At 41.5% G+C, this 18,499-nt stretch carries 18 protein-coding genes and 2 pseudogenes; 9 read left to right on the forward strand and 11 right to left on the reverse strand.

Annotated features, from left to right (window positions below; translation table 11 throughout):
* Nucleotides 1–448 precede the first annotated feature (448 nt).
* The 5 genes and pseudogenes from AACL30_RS10860 to AACL30_RS10880 all read right to left on the reverse strand — a co-directional run bounded on the left by AACL30_RS10860 (nucleotide 449) and on the right by AACL30_RS10880 (nucleotide 4,874).
* The gene (locus AACL30_RS10860; RefSeq protein WP_339056660.1) at nucleotides 449–730 is read right to left on the reverse strand and encodes a transposase; all 282 of its coding nucleotides are present in this window, start codon (nucleotides 728–730) and stop codon (nucleotides 449–451) included.
* Nucleotides 720–1,274, reverse strand: a pseudogene (locus AACL30_RS10865) (IS5 family transposase); the annotation flags it as partial. The gene AACL30_RS10860 and the pseudogene AACL30_RS10865, both read right to left, overlap by 11 nt.
* A 9-nt stretch (nucleotides 1,275–1,283) precedes the next feature.
* Nucleotides 1,284–2,774 (reverse strand): M48 family metallopeptidase, encoded by a 1,491-nt coding sequence (locus tag AACL30_RS10870; RefSeq protein WP_339056662.1) that lies wholly within the window; start codon nucleotides 2,772–2,774, stop codon nucleotides 1,284–1,286.
* An 820-nt stretch (nucleotides 2,775–3,594) separates the two neighbouring features.
* Entirely contained in the window at nucleotides 3,595–4,071 is a 477-nt protein-coding gene (bcp, locus tag AACL30_RS10875) for a thioredoxin-dependent thiol peroxidase (protein WP_339056663.1), read from the reverse strand.
* A gap of 341 nt (nucleotides 4,072–4,412) precedes the next feature.
* A complete protein-coding gene (locus AACL30_RS10880; protein ID WP_339056664.1) occupies nucleotides 4,413–4,874 on the reverse strand; it encodes a hypothetical protein in 462 nt (153 codons plus the stop codon).
* Nucleotides 4,875–5,120: 246 nt separating this feature from the next.
* Here AACL30_RS10880 and leuS point away from each other — a divergent pair, with 246 nt between their 5' ends.
* The 5 genes from leuS to nadD are packed head-to-tail and all read left to right on the forward strand — an operon-like array spanning nucleotide 5,121 to nucleotide 10,127.
* A complete protein-coding gene (gene leuS / locus AACL30_RS10885; protein ID WP_339056665.1) occupies nucleotides 5,121–7,751 on the forward strand; it encodes a leucine--tRNA ligase in 2,631 nt (876 codons plus the stop codon).
* Nucleotides 7,751–8,359, forward strand: coding sequence for an LPS assembly lipoprotein LptE (gene lptE / locus AACL30_RS10890; RefSeq protein ID WP_339056666.1), 609 nt, complete (start codon nucleotides 7,751–7,753; stop codon nucleotides 8,357–8,359). Before leuS ends, lptE begins: the two co-directional genes overlap by 1 nt.
* A complete protein-coding gene (locus tag AACL30_RS10895) occupies nucleotides 8,304–8,444 on the forward strand; it encodes a hypothetical protein (RefSeq protein WP_339056667.1) in 141 nt (46 codons plus the stop codon). Before lptE ends, AACL30_RS10895 begins: the two co-directional genes overlap by 56 nt.
* Nucleotides 8,441–9,472, forward strand: a complete 1,032-nt coding sequence (holA, locus tag AACL30_RS10900; protein ID WP_339056668.1) for a DNA polymerase III subunit delta — start codon at nucleotides 8,441–8,443, stop codon at nucleotides 9,470–9,472. Before AACL30_RS10895 ends, holA begins: the two co-directional genes overlap by 4 nt.
* Complete coding sequence (gene nadD / locus AACL30_RS10905) at nucleotides 9,465–10,127, forward strand: nicotinate-nucleotide adenylyltransferase (RefSeq protein WP_339056669.1); 663 nt, start codon at nucleotides 9,465–9,467, stop codon at nucleotides 10,125–10,127. The genes holA and nadD overlap by 8 nt, the downstream gene beginning before the upstream one ends.
* A gap of 72 nt (nucleotides 10,128–10,199) precedes the next feature.
* Here nadD and AACL30_RS10910 read toward each other — a convergent pair whose 3' ends face one another.
* From AACL30_RS10910 to AACL30_RS10925, 4 genes and pseudogenes are all read right to left on the reverse strand, one after another.
* On the reverse strand, nucleotides 10,200–10,460 hold the full coding sequence (locus tag AACL30_RS10910) for a hypothetical protein (protein WP_339056670.1): 261 nt from the start codon (nucleotides 10,458–10,460) through the stop codon (nucleotides 10,200–10,202).
* A gap of 467 nt (nucleotides 10,461–10,927) precedes the next feature.
* Nucleotides 10,928–11,825: pseudogene (locus AACL30_RS10915) on the reverse strand (IS5 family transposase).
* A gap of 569 nt (nucleotides 11,826–12,394) precedes the next feature.
* A complete protein-coding gene (locus tag AACL30_RS10920; protein ID WP_339056671.1) occupies nucleotides 12,395–12,715 on the reverse strand; it encodes a hypothetical protein in 321 nt (106 codons plus the stop codon).
* A 17-nt stretch (nucleotides 12,716–12,732) separates the two neighbouring features.
* Nucleotides 12,733–12,867: a hypothetical protein gene (locus AACL30_RS10925; protein ID WP_339056672.1), complete on the reverse strand. Its 135-nt coding sequence runs from the start codon at nucleotides 12,865–12,867 to the stop codon at nucleotides 12,733–12,735.
* Here AACL30_RS10925 and istA point away from each other — a divergent pair.
* A complete protein-coding gene (istA, locus tag AACL30_RS10930; RefSeq protein WP_339056344.1) occupies nucleotides 12,866–14,044 on the forward strand; it encodes an IS21 family transposase in 1,179 nt (392 codons plus the stop codon). The genes AACL30_RS10925 and istA overlap by 2 nt on opposite strands.
* Nucleotides 14,041–14,838, forward strand: a complete 798-nt coding sequence (gene istB, locus AACL30_RS10935; protein ID WP_339058365.1) for an IS21-like element helper ATPase IstB — start codon at nucleotides 14,041–14,043, stop codon at nucleotides 14,836–14,838. Before istA ends, istB begins: the two co-directional genes overlap by 4 nt.
* Here istB and AACL30_RS10940 read toward each other — a convergent pair.
* Nucleotides 14,835–15,476: a hypothetical protein gene (locus AACL30_RS10940; protein WP_339056673.1), complete on the reverse strand. Its 642-nt coding sequence runs from the start codon at nucleotides 15,474–15,476 to the stop codon at nucleotides 14,835–14,837. The two genes, istB and AACL30_RS10940, sit on opposite strands and share 4 nt — an antisense overlap.
* Before the next feature lie 363 nt (nucleotides 15,477–15,839).
* Here AACL30_RS10940 and AACL30_RS16505 point away from each other — a divergent pair, with 363 nt between their 5' ends.
* Both AACL30_RS16505 and AACL30_RS10945 read left to right on the forward strand, forming a co-directional pair.
* Nucleotides 15,840–16,088, forward strand: coding sequence for a transposase (locus tag AACL30_RS16505; RefSeq protein WP_422389603.1), 249 nt, complete (start codon nucleotides 15,840–15,842; stop codon nucleotides 16,086–16,088).
* A 101-nt stretch (nucleotides 16,089–16,189) separates the two neighbouring features.
* Nucleotides 16,190–16,579: a transposase gene (locus AACL30_RS10945; RefSeq protein WP_339056674.1), complete on the forward strand. Its 390-nt coding sequence runs from the start codon at nucleotides 16,190–16,192 to the stop codon at nucleotides 16,577–16,579.
* A 208-nt stretch (nucleotides 16,580–16,787) separates the two neighbouring features.
* Here the strand turns inward: AACL30_RS10945 and degP are convergent, their stop codons facing one another.
* Entirely contained in the window at nucleotides 16,788–18,221 is a 1,434-nt protein-coding gene (gene degP / locus AACL30_RS10950; RefSeq protein WP_339056675.1) for a serine endoprotease DegP, read from the reverse strand.
* Nucleotides 18,222–18,499 lie beyond the last annotated feature (278 nt).

Raw genomic sequence — 18,499 nt, forward strand, 5'->3', positions numbered from 1 at the left:
TTTTATTTGTGCAACTCATTGAAAATATAACAAGATGATAATGCTGCATCGCTCCTCGTCCTCCTGTTTTCCTGTTAGCCTCATTTAATCGGTACTGGTTTTTGATCTCTTATTTAGCATAGTCACCAAAAAAGCAATTTTCCCTTTCAATTTTTATTACCTGTTTATTATTTAACGTTATTGACCGCTTTTTATTTCAATGGCCACGCATCGCGCGGCCTTTTTACCTTTTAGCACCTCCCCCCTGCCCATCAGTGCTCAAATTCTTTTATCCACGAGAGGGTAAACGGGGGATGGCGCTATTTTTCATCTCCCCTTTTCCATTTAATAGACGAGACAGAGCATGGACAAAGTGACCACAGGCGCGACCTATGGAAACCCTGAAGAACCGATAATGAATGCTATATTTTGAGTTAATAGCTAAACATTTTTCAGTATCAAGGGTCAATTAGGGGCGACAAAACAAAATTTTTCTAGCGAGAAAGAGATTGGTCAAAGCAAATAAGCTGAATAATTGCGCCGTATTTTTAGCTAAGCCTTTGTAACGCACTTTTCTAAAGTTGAACTGGCATTTTAATACACGGAAGGGGTGTTCTACTTTAGCCCGGATTTTCGCGTTGAGACTTTGCTGATGCCGATGTTTTTCCCATACCTGCTGCTCCTGCCCGGGCAAGGCCAATACCCTCCGTCGGGGGATGTGCCAAGTGACCTGGCTAACCGGCATCACCATGAACAACCTCTTCTTGGCCGTGAAGAAGGTGATGAACTTGCGTCACATCGGCTACATTCGCCGAGGTTCCCACCAGGGAATGCACCAGCCCCGTCTGTGCATCCACGCCAATATGCGCTTTCATGCCAAAGTAGCACTGATTGCCTTTACGGGTGGCTTTCATGTCTGGCTCACGAGTATTTTGCCGGTTTTGAGTTGAACTGGGTGCATCAATAATCGTAGCATCGACAATGCTACCCCGTTTGATAAATAGCTGAAGCGAAGCTAAATGCGTATTAACTTCTTCAAACAGCGCTTCGCTTAAATGATGTTTTTCCAGCCAATGACGAAAATGCAGGATAGTGGGATCGGAGGGAATGGCATCGACACATACCCCCGCAAATTGACGTAATAAGGGGATGTCGTATAACGCTTCTTCCATCGATAAATCAGCATAATTAAACCCATTCTGTAAAAAATAAATCCGCAGCATCACTTCTAACGGTTTCGCCGGTCTGCCGCCTTTAGAGATTGCGCGCACGGGGCAACGCAGGATTCGCGTCACGCAGTAGGTTTAGAAAGAGGTATATTGGCGAAAGCGCCGATTTAATGCCCGTAATTGATCAATTCTTGTATCATAGCGCGCCTGGTTCAGGCTACCGAGCTTTGCCTGTGTGCTGGCATTACTTAATACTTCGATGGCTTGAGGGAGATTACCACGGAGCGCTAAACTCTCAGCCCTCGCTGCCAATTCTTCATCGCGCTTCCCTTGTTTCGCCATCGCTTCGGTCAGTAAATCCCAGCCATTCAGATCATCGGGATAAGCGAAGGTATAGGAATATAATAACTTACCGGCTGCAACCAGTTGGCCTCCTTTAATGTAGGCGTTAGCGAGATTTAACTGCAATACCTTCTCATTATTTTTATCATCTGTGTTTTGAGTGTGAATTTGTTTTCGGCTCATTGCCTGTTGTAAACGGGCGATAGCTTGTGCATTTTTGTTTTCTGCCAGATCGATATCGGTAATTAAATCAAGAAACCAGATGTTATCCGATTGCTGTGCTAATAAAGGCTCCAATATATGACGAGAATTGCCATAATTTTTAGTTTGAAAAAACATAATGGCTTGACCATATTTAGCGGCTAATTGTTGCTCACCAGTGCTTTTATTAAGGCGAGTAAATAAATCATCCCGCAAGTTATTTTTTTGTGAATACATGGCAAGAATACGTACTTTTGCAAACCAATATTCTTGTGAAGAATTCACGGAGCCTGCTGGCATCTGATCTGCGCGATTTCGTACATCCGATACACGACTCTCTGGTAAGGGGTGAGTTTGTAATATCTCAAGAGGGGCGTCAGCATAACGGGCTTGATCAGCTAGCTTGCGTAAAAAATTCGCCATTGCTTGTGGATCAAACCCCGAACGTTGCAAAATTTGAATCCCAAGACGGTCGGCTTCCTGCTCATTTAACTGAGTAAAACTAATAATGCCTTGTTGGTTACCGGCGATAGTTGAATTTAGTGCTGCCATTCCTGCTTGTGGATTAGCCATGGTTAACAAAACAGAACCTAGCATGCCAACCCAGGTTAGTGGAGCTGTGCTTTTTGTTTCTTCCATGGCACGTGCTAAATGACGTTGGGTGACATGTGCAATTTCGTGGGCAATGACCGAAGCTAATTCACTTTCATTTTCGGTATGCCACAATAGGGACGAATGTAATACCACGTTGCCACCAAAAAAAGCAAAAGCGTTGATCCGATCGTTATTAATTAAATAAAAATGAAAAGGTGTCAGAACCGAATGCGCATTGAGGACTAATTTATTACCTAATTGATCAATATATTGACTTAACAGTGGATCATTAATTATGGGTGCCCGAGCACGCATTTGGCGCTGATAAAAATCACCCAGCGCCAATTCTTGATTGATGCTAAGTACACCGCCCGCCGTAGTGCCGATATCAGGTAGCGGATCTGATACTGCTGCGGTGGTGGTGGTTGGCCAGCAATGTAAGATGCTTAATAGGGTGATCACTGTTTTGCTAAGCTTGAAAAAAACCATATAAAAAAACTCTCCTTTTGATGTAATACTATTTATGACATCGTCAATCTATGAAGGTTTTTTCTTTGCTCAATACAGGATAATCACCAGGACGAGGGTATGTCTTAGAGCCTGTTCGAAATCTTTTATACCCTTCGCCTTTCAAGTTACGGCCGCGTTGGCTGTTTGTACTCATCTCAGTCATATGATCTGACCCAGACTCGATTTTGATTACCATCTTGCCGTAACTCGAAATTTATTGAATATAGACTAGACTACTTTCTATCGGTTCTTCAGTGTTTCCATAATATGTTTTTAATTTTAATCACACGAAATGTTATTGCCATAGCCTCAATTAAAGAGAAAAGTATAAATGCTAACTTTAATGCCAGATCTACCTACACTAACCTCATCACCAAATAATATAAAAGGTCTCCCTGCTGGACATCTCGCTTATCTATATAGGGTGAGTAAAGAATATTCAAAACCAATTTCATCACAAAATAATATACAAGATGATGGCTCTCTTGCTGGAGATCTCGCCTATCTATATGGGAGACATAGGTACCCCTATCCCAGATTGATCGCCGCAGCAGTCTATGATACCGCCATCCTTTTCATCCTCTGGAGATTAAAAACCGTTAACAACACCCCCATCGGCCTCACCTTCGACCGCCGCTCTGGTTAACGTATACCCTTCGCCTTTGAAGCCGCTGCGTTGTTGGCTGCGGACATTCGCCCGAATCATGTAGTAGATCTACGCTCATCGGGTCTCACGCCCTGGCCGCCTAGCGGCAACTCAAAGACAAAGGGTATATAATTCCACTAAGGTGTAAAGCTATTATTTTTCTTTTTGTTGTAAATAATCCAGCACGATATCATGGTGGTTGCTGGTTTTAAAATCATCAAACACTTTTTCTACTTTGCCTGCTTCATCAATTAAAAAGCTAATTCGATGGATCCCCTCGTACGTTTTTCCCATAAAAAATTTTTCTCCCCACACGCCAAATTTTTCAGCGACTTCATGTGTTTCATCAGATAGCAGGGTAAAATTTAATAATTCTTTTTCGAAAAAACGGAGGAGTTTTTCGGGTTTATCGGTGCTTATCCCCATTACTTCGACGTTAGCTGCTGCCAATTTAGCCATATTGTCACGCAAACAACAGGCCTGAACGGTACAACCTGGCGTCATGGCTTTGGGATAAAAATAAATTAAGGCACGTTTTCCCGTAGGAATGTCCGCCAAGCTGGTTTTCAGGCCATTCTGATCGAGTAAAACAAATTCCGGCACACTATCACCGGCTTTTAATGTGTTCATTATTAGCTCTCCGTCTGATCTAGGCTATGAATAGTTCATAATAGATTTATGCAAGAAGTCTAATACTAATTTTGCCCAGTGTATTCCGCTCTGTACATAATTGTTTGAAAGTTGTTTAATAATTGGTGTCTACGCCAGATAAAATAGACTATGTTGCATAGCCGACTGCATGGCATGAATTCTGCGTTGTGTTTGCCTGATTGTACACTGCGGTTTTGCGAGAAGTCTAATAGCGTCTATTGTGAATTTTCTTTTATAGCGGATCAAACAATGAAAAATATTTCTAAAAGCACAATTTATATAGAATAAATAAGTATTTTAATTTTTTACAGAAAATACAATTATAATTTAATACAATGATTAATTTCTTCCAGCAGTGCTTTATATTTTTTTTGTTTTTTAAATAATTCCACTGCTTTAAATAAATCTTTTCGATTTGATTTTTTTTCGCCTAATTTATACCAGAAGCAATTTTCTCCCATTAATAAATCGACAATCTTAGAATCTCTACCTTCAATAATAAAGTTTTCTGCTGCTTCAATGGTAATCGAATTTTTATTTTTTAATCGAATAATTTTCTTGTCGGTGGTTGCCAATTTATGATCAATAATCTTTCTTACGGTTTTAATTTTTTTATTTAAATTATTAAACAACAATTCTTTTTTTCTTGCTGAAATTGCAGGACAACTTTTATGAAAGGTATTTCCAACCTGTCTAAGGTTAGTCCTTATTTCATCATATTGTGAATAATTTGTTTTTATTTCTTCGACAAGGTTTGTTAAATTTATTCTAAATAGTTGCATAATGACCTCACTATTACACTAGATTAAAATAACAAATGCGTTACCTGATCAATAAATAATCTTATTATAGTTCATTATCAAATGTATGAGCGGGGGAAGTAGATTTCTACTGACAGCATCTTACCAGCACAATTTTCTCCTTAGAGCCTGTTCTTAGATTTCTGTGGCAGTTGTTGCCTCTACTGCTTATCAGTTATGCTAGGAGGATAGGAAAAATTTTTATTATCAATAGGATTAGCCACCGCTATGCAAGAACAATATTGTCCGGAAGATATCGAACCACAGGTACAGCTTCATTGGCAGCAGAAAAAAACGTTTAAGGTGGTGGAGGACAGCAGTAAAGAAAAATACTATTGCCTTTCGATGTTACCTTACCCTTCTGGTCGCCTGCATATGGGGCACGTTCGTAATTATACTATCGGTGATGTCATCTCTCGTTACCAACGTATGTTAGGTAAAAATGTTTTACAGCCTATGGGATGGGATGCCTTTGGTCTCCCGGCAGAGAGCGCGGCAGTGAAAAATCATACCGTTCCTGCCCCTTGGACTTATGAAAATATCGATTATATGAAGAAACAGTTGCAATTATTGGGTTTCAGTTACGACTGGGATCGTGAAATTGCAACCTGTAAACCGGATTATTATCATTGGGAACAGTGGTTTTTTACCCAGTTATATCAAAAAGGTATGGCCTATAAAAAAACATCAGCGGTTAACTGGTGCCCTCATGATCGTACCGTATTGGCTAATGAGCAAGTGATCGATGGGTGCTGTTGGCGTTGTGATAGTAAAGTTGAACGTAAAGAGATCCCGCAATGGTTCATTAAAATTACTGCTTACGCTGATCAATTACTCGATGATCTAGACAAGCTAGAAAGCTGGCCAGAACAAGTGAAAACCATGCAGCGGAACTGGATTGGTCGCTCTGAAGGGGTAGAAATCAGTTTCGATGTTGTGGGTATGAAAGAAAAGTTGACGGTTTACAGTACGCGCCCTGATACCTTTATGGGGGTCACCTACTTAGCGGTAGCGGCAGGTCATCCACTTTCTTTACAAGTGGCTGCCGTCGACTCTGGCGTGGCTGAATTCGTCGAGCAATGCCGTAATACTAAAATTGCTGAAGCTGACGTAGCGACAATGGAAAAAAAAGGCATGGCAACAGGTTTGTTTGCTATTCATCCTCTCAGTGGCGAAAAAATTGCGATTTGGATCGCCAATTTTGTGCTGATGGATTACGGCACTGGTGCTGTGATGGCAGTTCCTGCTCATGACCAACGCGATTGGGAATTTGCTGTAAAATATGGTTTGCCGATTAAAGCGGTAATATTGACCGCTGATGATCAAGTGCCTGACTTAAATCAACAAGCGATGACTGAAAAAGGTAGATTATTTAATTCAAATCAATTCGATGGTTTGAATCATCAAGATGGCGCTAATGCTATTGTCGATAAGCTGGTATCGGTCGGTGCGGGTCAGAAAAAAGTTAACTATCGCTTGCGTGATTGGGGGGTTTCACGTCAACGTTATTGGGGTGCACCTATCCCGATGATCACTCTGGAAGACGGTAGTGTAGTTCCCGCTCCTGCCGATCAGTTGCCCGTTATTCTGCCAGAAGATGTGATAATGGATGGCATTAACAGCCCAATTAAATCCGATCCACAGTGGGCTAAAACGACCGTTAATGGTTTGCCGGGTCTGCGTGAGACGGATACCTTTGATACTTTTATGGAATCATCTTGGTATTATGCGCGCTATACCTGTCCAAACTATGATCGCGGTATGTTAGATCCTGCTGCTGCTAATTATTGGTTACCGGTAGATCAATATGTCGGCGGTATTGAACATGCCATCATGCATTTGATGTATTTTCGTTTCTTCCATAAATTGATGCGCGATGCTGGGCTCGTTAATTCTGATGAGCCTGCCAAACGTTTGCTTTGTCAAGGCATGGTGTTGGCGGATGCGTTTTATTATATTGGTGATAATGGTCAACGGATTTGGGTTTCTCCGATTGATGCCATTGTTGAACGCGATAATAAGGGGCGTATCGTTAAAGCAGTCGATAATGAAGGTCATCAGCTTGAGTATACTGGCATGTGTAAAATGTCAAAATCGAAAAATAATGGCATCGATCCACAATTAATGGTCGAAAAATATGGGGCGGATACGGTGCGATTATTTATGATGTTCGCTGCGCCCGCTGAAATGACATTAGAATGGCAAGAATCCGGCGTTGAAGGGGCGAACCGCTTTTTGAAACGTCTTTGGCGCCTGGTTTTTAATCATGTTGGAAAAGGTGCTACGCAAGAATTGGACAAGACTTGTTTAAACCCCGAACAGAAATCTTTGCGGCGTGATCTCCATAAAACTATCGCTAAAGTTACTGACGATATTGGCCGTCGTCAGACATTTAATACCGCTATAGCGGCAATCATGGAATTAATGAAACAGCTTAATAATACACCACAGGATACTGAATCCGCTCGTGCATTGATGCAAGAATCATTGTTGGCGGTGGTGAAAATGTTATATCCATTCAGCCCTCATATTTGTTTTACCTTATGGCAACAATTACGGGGTGAAGGTGATATTGATACCGCCCCTTGGCCGGTTGTCGATCAGCAGGCAATGATTGAAGAAGTTAATTTAGTGATTGTACAAGTCAACGGCAAAGTACGCGGCAAAATCACTGTGCCTGTTAATGCCGAAAAAGAACAAGTTTATGAGTATGCGTGTCGAGAATATTCAGTGACTAAATACTTAGACGGGTTGACCAAGCCTGAGGTATTTTATGTTCCTGGTAAACTGATGAATTTGGTTACTGTTAAGACCCGCCAGGTCAAAAATGAAACTTTTGAAAGAAAAGAGGAGGAATAGTGCGACATATGATTGGCATACTGCTGCTGGGACTTGCTGTACTGCTGAGTGCTGGCTGTGGTTTTCATTTACGGGGCAGTACGCAGGTACCCGCAAAACTACAAAACATGCTACTGGAGAGCAGTGATCCTTACGGTTCATTAACCAGATCTATCCGTCAGCAATTGCGGCTTAACAATGTGAATATTGTTGATGACGCGACACGTAAAGATCTGCCAACGTTACGCATTATAGGTTCATCTGACAGTCAAAGCACAGTATCCATTTTTAAAAACGGAACCAGTGCGGAAAATCAGTTAGCATTAAAAGTGCAGACACAAATTTTGATGCCAGGACGGGGCATTTATCCGCTCGATGTCACGGTTTTTCGCTCTTTCTTTAATAATCCATTAACCGCGTTAGCCAAAGAGGCTGAAAGTGAAATTATTCATCAACAAATGCGCGATCAGGCCGCTGAAAAATTAATAAGAAAGCTATTGACGGTGGATGTTGAAAACAGTGACAGTAAGGAGAAACAAAAAAATGATCCACTCGCTATCAATGATATACCCAATGAATTTCGAGTTACGGCAAGGCGGCAAGGGCGACCGACCGATGAGCGTAGATAGACTACCTGATGAGGCGAATCCCCGCAGCCAACAACGCGGCGGCTTCAAAGACGAAGGGTATACGCAACGTCTTAATCAACGATGATCCGCATCTATCCGCAGCAGCTTGCCGGGCAATTGAATGTAGGGTTGCACGGTTGCTATTTATTCTGTGGTAACGATCCTTTATTGCGACAGGAGAGCCAAGAAAGTCTCCGTCATGCTGCTCAGCAACATAATTTCAGTGAATATTTTAATATTACATTAGATGCACATACTGATTGGGAGGCGATTTTTAGTATTTGTCAGTCCTTAAGTCTTTTTGCTAGCCGTCAGATATTATCGCTTACTTTTCCGGAAACAGGATTAAGCGCCTTGATGAGTCAACAGCTCATTAAGTTAGTGACTTTGCTACATCCTGATATTTTATTGATACTGGGTATCAATAAATTGATCAAAACTCAAGAAAATAGTCAGTGGTATAAGGCATTAAGCCAAAATGCGGTATTAGTCAACTGTCAGACGCCGGATCACACCCAGCTTCCGCGTTGGATCCACACCCGCGCCAAAAAAATGAAACTGGAGGTGGATGAGGCGGCAATTTTGTTACTGTGTGATTGTTATGAAGGTAATTTGTTAGCACTTTCTCAAGCATTGCAAACACTGTCGTTATGCTACCCTGATGGTAAACTCACCTTGCCGCGTGTCGAACAAGCTGTGCATAATTTGGCGTGTTTCACCCCTTATCATTGGTTAGATGCGGTATTGGCAGGATCACGTCAACGAACTTGGCATATATTGAAAAAACTGCAACAAGAAGAGGACACCCCTGTTATTCTGTTGCGAATATTACAACGTGAATTATTATTATTGACAACACTCAAACGCCAGATGAAACAAACGGGTTTAACTGTGCTGTTCGAGCAGTATCACGTTTGGCAAAATCGCCGTAATGTCTTAACTCAGGCACTGCAACGCCTCTCGATACAACAAATTTACCAAGCCATTCATTTGCTCACAAAAATAGAAATCCATTTTAAAAATGATCACAGTTATTCAATATGGCCTGGATTAGAAACACTATCCATGCTGCTGTGCGGTGAAGTGTTAGCTGAGAGTTTTTTAAATGTCTAGCAAACATATTGATATAAATAAGCTACATGCTTTACTAGGCGGTACCTTCGATCCCATTCATTACGGTCATTTACGGCCAATAGAGTCATTAGCGCGTCAGATAGGGTTACAACATGTGATGCTAATGCCTAACCATGTTCCTCCCCATCGTAGGCAACCGGAAGCCAGTCCCCAACAACGTTTAAAAATGGTTGAATTAGCCGTGGCGGATAATCCATTATTTAGTGTGGATAGACGAGAGCTTATGCATGATGGCCCTTCTTACACCGTTGATACGCTTGAGAGGGTGCGCCTGGAAAAGGGGAATAAAGTGCCATTAGCGTTTATTATTGGTCAGGATTCATTACTGTCTTTGCCTACGTGGCAGCGTTGGTTATCACTACTGGATTTTTGCCATTTGTTAGTTTGTGCTCGCCCCCATCATGTTAATGAAACACCGATTCCTGAACTGCAACAGTGGTTAAAAAAATATCAAATAAAAGACGTTAAAAAACTCTGTCAGCAGCCAAAAGGTTATATTTATTTGGCCAATACACCATTATTAGATATTTCCGCTACCGATATTCGTCACCGTTATCATCAAGGACAACGCTGCGATAATCTGTTACCGCCTGCAGTTCAGCAATATATTGAGTTAAAAGGGTTATATCGTTAATGATCACTTGAAACCCATAACGGATCGCAAAAGTCTATTAACAACAATATTTAATCAAAGCGTTCGCGATGACTAGAACTTTGGAACATAATTGAGAAAATTATTGCACCAATCTCTGGCACCTGATTTATTTTCACAGCATAAGGGAAAGGCGTCGCTATTTTTTGTCACTTTAGCGCATCTTTCACAAGTATCTCTGTACTGTCCGCCGGGTTGACAATCAGGACATTGTTCTAGAGAAAAAGTCGTTTTTGTTGTTCCCTCGCTGGCCTGGACGAAGATTGATGCAGATAAAAGACAACCTACTGCTATCAGTTGTAAAAATTTTTTCATTGAAAATTCCTTTTTTATTTTTTATAAGAAATTATTATAAAATAATAGATTAATATTATTTTTTCTCCATTTTAATTACATTGGCTAAATGAAAGATGACGCTTTTTATTTAGCTAGCGCTATTCTACGGGGATAAAAATGATTATAAAACACCATTTGTCGACAAAACAAAGAAGAATACGGAAAATTTTCAGCTAAAAAATTAATTAACCCATTGTATTTAAAATAAATAATGAAAAATGGTTTGGTTTTAATTTATAAAAAATAATAATATTTTATTAAGCATTAATAAGTGCAAGTAAGTATTGAAATTTAATTAGCTTAAACATGAATTGGTTGTTTTAGTTGAAGCGGATCCAACACCTACGGAAACACTGAAAAAACTTCCATAAGGAACCTCTGAAGAACCGATAATGAATGCTATATTTTGAGTTAATAGCTAAACATTTTTCAGTATCAAGGGTCAATTAGGGGCGACAAAACAAAATTTTTCTAGCGAGAAAGAGATTGGTCAAAGCAAATAAGCTGAATAATTGCGCCGTATTTTTAGCTAAGCCTTTGTAACGCACTTTTCTAAAGTTGAACTGGCATTTTAATACACGGAAGGGGTGTTCTACTTTAGCCCGGATTTTCGCGTTGAGACTTTGCTGATGCCGATGTTTTTCCCATACCTGCTGCTCCTGCCCGGGCAAGGCCAATACCCTCCGTCGGGGGATGTGCCAAGTGACCTGGCTAACCGGCATCACCATGAACAACCTCTTCTTGGCCGTGAAGAAGGTGATGAACTTGCGTCACATCGGCTACATTCGCCGAGGTTCCCACCAGGGAATGCACCAGCCCCGTCTGTGCATCCACGCCAATATGCGCTTTCATGCCAAAGTAGCACTGATTGCCTTTACGGGTGGCTTTCATGTCTGGCTCACGAGTATTTTGCCGGTTTTGAGTTGAACTGGGTGCATCAATAATCGTAGCATCGACAATGCTACCCCGTTTGATAAATAGCTGAAGCGAAGCTAAATGCGTATTAACTTCTTCAAACAGCGCTTCGCTTAAATGATGTTTTTCCAGCCAATGACGAAAATGCAGGATAGTGGGATCGGAGGGAATGGCATCGACACATACCCCCGCAAATTGACGTAATAAGGGGATGTCGTATAACGCTTCTTCCATCGATAAATCAGCATAATTAAACCCATTCTGTAAAAAATAAATCCGCAGCATCACTTCTAACGGTTTCGCCGGTCTGCCGCCTTTAGGACTTGCCTTGGGGTAATGACGACTGAGTTTGGCCAGAATCTTTTCCCGGGGAACTATCCTATTCATTTGCGCTTAAAAGCCGGCTCGTCTCGTCGATTTCGTTTTCATTTCACTATTAACCTAAAAAAATTATTGCTAACAGAATAGACTACTTTTAGCGGTTTTTCAGGGTTTCCATATAGCCGAATCAGTTTAATTTGATTCAAGGCGGAGGAGCGCAGACAGTACAAATAGTACGACAAGCAACGACAACACTTAAATCAAATTAAACTGATTTGGCTATGGCACTGTTAACAAAGTTAAACTATTGAATAAAAAAGAATTTATAAAAATATTTAGGACGCATAAAATAATGATGAGATAAAAATAATACTTTTTGTGATCGGCTTCATCATTGAAAGAATTCGCCGATCGCTGCCATAAAAAATCGATTCATCTGTTTTTTTAAAGAGGAACCGTTTACTTTAAATGTATTTAAATTATAATTATTTCAATAATTTATATGAATACACTTTGTTAACAGTGCCATAATGGCACAAAGGGGTGGACAGTAACCTTATTTAGAAGAAGTCCCTTTCATAATGCTATTCAAAAGGGTAAATGAATCATGTCCCTGCATATTGCCTCCCTTTCTAATGAAGAATTACTGGATGGAATATGAGCAATCAAACCAGCTCTTAGAAACCAACGTTGCCTATCTCCAGGGAACCGTGGAAGGATCCTATTAGAGAAGTCAGTTCCGATTTCATCTTTTTGGCCTCAGCCGATATAGACGGGTAAATCTTCTTTTGCGCATCCATATAGTGGGTTGTGCCTGCGTACTGAAATATATTCACGGCATGACCATCAACACCGGAAAAGAAACGATAATACCAAGGACGCTTAATAAGTAATACAGCGTTGAGATCCTGATTCGCTTGGATATATTCAACTAACTTGTCGATGGGATCTAACTTGGACTCGTTGCTGGGATCTAACTTGTCGATGGGGTTGAACATCTTAAACTCAATGTTTGCTAGCGTTTCAAACTGATCACGCCTGCCGCTGTCAGCGCTAATGATAAAAGACCGTAAATTGCTAATTTAATTTGTCCACTCAAGCCAGAATGCAGTTTCCTTTGTGGTGACAAAGCCATGAGGGAAATAAGCATGCTAAGAAGAGAGGACCACTACATGATAAAACAACGCCATCAACAGGGGGCATTTATTGTTGATATTGCCCATCAGATAGGGTGTTCAGAAAAAACGGTGAGACGGCACATTAGCTATCCTGCGCCGCCAACAGCAAAACGCGGTAAAAAACAGGTTGCTAAACTCGAGCCCTTTAAAGACTACATCGATTCAAGGTTGAGTGAACAGGTTTGGAATGCGGCGGTTATTTTTGAGGAAATCCGTGAAAAAGGCTACCGGGGTGGGAGTGCGATGCTCCGACGTTATATACATCCCAAACGTCCGCTCAGGGCCTCGAAAAACACGGTACGCTTTGAAACCCTCCCCGGTTATCAACTTCAACACGATTGGGGAGAAATCATCGTTGAGGTGGCAGGCTCTGCCTGTACGGTTAATTTTGCCGTTAATACGCTCGGTTTTTCGCGTCGCTTTCATGTCTTTGCTGCCCCTAAGCAAGATGCTGAGCACACGTATGAATCGCTGGTTCGCAGCTTCAATTACTTCGGTGGCAGCGTAAAAAATGTCTTGGTAGATAACCAAAAAGCCGCTGTTATCAAACATGGACAAAATGGCCACATCGAGTTCAATGCGGGCTTCCTGCAACTGGCTAATCACTATGGGTTTAGCCCTCGCGCCTGTAAGCCTTATCGACCGCAAACGAAAGGCAAAACCGAACGGATGGTGGGCTATGTTAAACACAATTTTTTCACTCGCTACCGTCAGTTTGAGAGTTTCGCTCATGTTAATCAACTGCTAGCGATGTGGCTGGCGAAAGTGGCAGACCAGCGTCATCTTCGTCAATTCAAGCAGACACCGGAAAATCGTTTTGCTGAGGAAAAAATAGCCTTGATGCCACTCCCTGCGACTGATTTCGATACCAGCTACTTCGACCTACGACAAGTGGCATGGGACAGCTATATCGATGTCAGAGGTAATCGCTATAGCGTGCCTTCATTCTGGTGTGGTCGTGCGGTTAATATTCGTATCGGTTTAGATAATACGCTACGTATTTACGGCGATGAGCAACTGCTCGCGACGCATCTCTTGCAGGAGGTAACGCAGGGCTGGCAAAAGGTGCCAGAACATCATCAAGCCCTTTGGCAACAGGTCAATCGAGTAGCGTCTCGTTCGCTCAGTGTGTATGAGGAGCTACTCTGATGGAAATGGAAAACTTGTTGATACGGTTAAAAATGGATTACCTGGGCGATGCGTTGGAGAGTTTATGTGAAGAAGCCACCAAGAAAGCACTGAACTACCGTGAATTTCTCCAGCAGGCATTAGCCCAGGAATGGAACGGGCGTCACCAAAAAGGCTTGGAATCGCGGTTAAAACAAGCACGTTTGCCGTGGATAAAAACCTTGGAGCAATTTGACTTTACTTTCCAACCAAGTATAGACAGGAAAATTATCCGCGAGCTGGCGGGGCTGAGGTTTGTCGAACATCATGAAAACGTCATTTTGTTAGGCCCACCTGGGGTAGGGAAAACGCATTTGGCGATAGCGCTGGCTGTCAAGGCAGCTACAGCTGGGCATCGGGTATTGTTTATGCCTCTGGATAGACTCTGCTGTACCTTAATGAAGGCAAAGCAAGAAAACCGTCTGGAACGCCAACTTCAGCAACTGTGCTATGCCAGGGTATTAATACTGGATGAAATCGGGTATTTACCGATGAATCGCGAAGAAGCTAGCCTATTTTTCAGGTTATTGAGCCGTCGTTATGAAAAGGCGAGCATCATTCTCACATCAAATAAAAGTTTTACTGATTGGGGGGACGTATTCGGTGATCACATTTTAGCAACTGCGATTTTAGACAGGCTTTTACATCATTCAACCACATTGAATATTAAAGGAGAAAGCTATCGACTCAAAAATAAACGCAAAGCAGGCATGTTGCCTATAAAAACGACTGATATTATCCAGGCGCCTGGAATAGAAACCCAACAGGAAAATTAGCAAAAACTGGACATTTTAAAGTAGCAAAAAGTGGTCAATCTAAAGTAGCGTTGACAGCCGCCACGAAGAGTAGGATCCGCACGGCACAATTGTCCGATTTTAAGGCTATCCGCCACTGCAACGCTACAAGAGGAGCAATTGCTTTGCCCAATGCCATGATAGCCTAGCCGTGCTCCAATCCAAGCAATAGGCCGAAGCCACCACACGGCAATACCATCAGGGTTCACTTCCTTTACCATAGTTTCTTTAGTCTCTTCTAGAATGGAGGGAGATATAGAAATAGGGAGGCTTGTGACTTTGCTCTTATAATATGGCCTGATGAGCTCGTCTTTTTCGGCTCCACAGTCATCACTTATTTCAAAGTTACCATCATCGACTTTACTCTCACTAGCATCTGGGTGTTCCAGAATGGATTCATTGTTTTCTGGAAATATACGGTAGTTTCTTTGAGATTCTGTTGATAGTTGTGGTAGTGTTTCTGACCCTTTGAAATTAAGAAGCGGCTCTGCATTAGTAACCTGATCATTAGCAACTTGGATAAGTTCCCGGGTACATGCTGTAGCTGTTGGTTTTTGTGTGTTAGTTTGTGTAGATGTCATTGCTACGCTTTGCTTCGTTCCAGTTTGTACTATTGGCATATCATTGATATCCTCTGATTAATGTTAATAATCACTCATTGTCAAAGCAATAAGTGAATTTTTTATTTAATTCATCATGCATAATCACGATAAAAATAAATATAAAGAATCGCTTACTTTTATTACGTGATGACACTATTTAAAATGTCTCCAGACGTTCGTGCTGTTATGCGGATATCAATGCATATTATCATCAAGAAGATCACTCAATAACCCCCTGTGTCAGCATAGTTGTCGTCTGTTAATATTAAGGAGAACACCATGCCGGCAAATCCTGTGCCTATCAATATCAAGCAACAAGGGTTGCTCTGGCTTCAGCCTCCGTATAATTGATCTCACAAAGCGTCCGATTTTATAAAAGAAATCGAGCCTCATATTCTTAAATATTACAAGCGTCCAGGCAAACCCACGGGTATCAGTCATTATCACTTTTTCTCGGCAGTGTTATACGTATTGAGAACCGGTATCCCTTGGCGTGACGTGCCTACTTTTTATGGCCACTGGCATACGATTTACACACGTTTTAAACGCTGGAGTGAGAATGGGTTATTCTGGCATTTGCTTTATCTATTGCAGAAAAAAAGAAAATCAGCCTTGACTGCGTCTGGATAGACAGCACCACAGTGAGCCTACACCGCCACGGCTCAGGGAGTTTAAAAAAAAAGGAGTTCAGTCGATAGGGCGCGGTCGCAAAGGAATGAGTACTAAAATTCATGTCGGCCTTTCAGGCGATTATCTCAGGAGTGTTTGTTTATTCTTACGGACAACGTACCGATATGAAAGTTTTTCCTATTTTGTGGGCAAAAGGAGACTGGAGACAGATAAACGATGTTATCGCGGATAAAGGCTACGATTTTTATGATGTCAAAAAGCTTATTCGTGATAGCAGAAAATACCCGGTTATCCCTCGCCGCCAAGGCGCGATTTATCCCGGTATCCCGCCAAAAGATAAAGAAAAATATAAAACACGTAATGCCATTGAACGTTTCTTCGGCAAAATAAAAGAACACAAAAGACTCGCTTTACGCTTTGATAAGCTGGATGTCACCTTCTTTTCTTTTTTCGCCATCTCTTGTCTTAAGGTTTTTAAATTACTTTGTTAACAGTGTCATAGCCAAAGCAGTTTAATTTGATTTAAGTGTTGTCGTCACTTGCCGTACTATTTGTACTGTCTGCGCTCCTCCGCCTTAAATCAAATTAAACTGATTCGGCTATATGGAAAATCTTCTTGTGCTCGCTGATACTTCGTCAAAAATGAGCGTCGCTCAAGAAGATTTGGCACAGGCTTTAAGAAAAACCTATTAATCATGGCTATAAGCTAATAAAAAGATAAATGACACTTTCCCCACGTTGGATACCTAATGCTAATGCGGGGGGAGCGGCATCAAGAATTTTGCGTAACTTCTCTAAATTTGGTCTTTTTTCTGTATTCACTTCTGTAATAATATCGTTTTCTTTTAGACCGAAGCGGGCAGCGATAGAATTAGCTTCCACTTTCCCCACTTTTATTCCTTTATTTCCCTCTGCGTTACTTAATTCAGCCCCTTCAAGCCCTTTATAAATAATATTGTCATGCGCATTTTGAGCCCGCGAACTCTCCGCTAATTTCACGTCTATTGAAATGGATTTTCCATCACGTAGTAGACCCAAATTGACTTGTGTACCAATAGGTAAGCTACTGACTTCTGCTCGAAAAGCAGCGAAACTATTGATCGGTTTACCATTTAATTTGATGATCACATCCCCCGCTTTGATACCTGCTTTAGCGGCTGAAGAGTTTGCTATTACCTGGCTAATCAACGCGCCTTTCTGTGTCTCCAGATTCATCGCTTTGGCGAGCCCGGCATTGAGTTCAGTGCCCATGATCCCTATTTCACCACGTTTTACTTTTCCAGACTCTGCTATTTGAGTCGTTATATTTTTTATCATGTTGCTAGGAATGGCGAAACCGATACCAATATTACCGCCGTCTGGAGCCAAGATAGCCGTATTCATACCAATTAATTCACCGTTCAAGTTAACTAAGGCACCGCCTGAGTTACCACGGTTAATGGCGGCGTCGGTTTGGATAAAATTTTCATAATTTTCTATATTTACTCCACTACGGCCTAACGCAGAAACAATGCCAGATGTCGCTGTTTCGCCTATACCAAAGGGGTTACCAATAGCAACAGTATAATCTCCTACCCGCAGTTGACTTGAATCTGCCATTTTTATTGCTGTTAAATTGTTAAAATCTTTCAATTTGAGGAGTGCAATATCAGTTCGAGGATCTTGACCCACTGTTTCTGCGTTATAACGGCGGCCATCACTTAATTGAACCTGAATTTTATTCGCATTTTCGACGACATGGTTATTAGTAACGATATATCCTTTAGCGGCATTGATCACGACACCTGCTCCCGATGCTTTAAATTCTTCTTTTTTTGATTGTCTTGGGCTCATGCGGTCATTTTGACATAAAGGTGTATCCTGAAATGGCGAATCTTCCTGACAGAAAGGAGAATTACCGCCAAAGAATTGCTGGAATGGCTGTGACATAGTGCCGTTTTTAACCATAGTACTGCCTTCAACATTGATACTCACCACAGAAGGCATGACTTTTTCTAGCATCGGTGCCAAGCTGGGTAGTGGTTGGCTACTAGGAAGGGAAGGGGCTGTTTCTAGAGCAGTGGCTGTGGTTGGTGCTATGGCTAAACTTATACTTAATGCCAAGACATTCAGCACTAAAATTGTTTTATTCATAAAATTAATTTCTCTTTTTGACAATAAAATTAGCTGATAAAAACGTTGGCTTAGTTGCTTCGTTGTATTCAGTATGATTAACTCGCCGACGCGAAGTTCATTAGATTTTCATGACCTACTGCATGGTACGAATTCTAGGTTACGCGGTGCTCACAATGCGCATGTACTTTGTGTTAACAAAGGTTGCGGCGTGTAGGGCGCTTTGATTTCGCACCGTGCAGTAGGTCATGTGACCGGTCAATAGTAAAAAACAATACCAGTCTTTAGCAAATATTTAA

It is taken from the genome of Candidatus Regiella endosymbiont of Tuberolachnus salignus, from assembly GCF_964020115.1.
GTDB classification, from domain to species: Bacteria; Pseudomonadota; Gammaproteobacteria; order Enterobacterales; family Enterobacteriaceae; genus Regiella; species Regiella insecticola.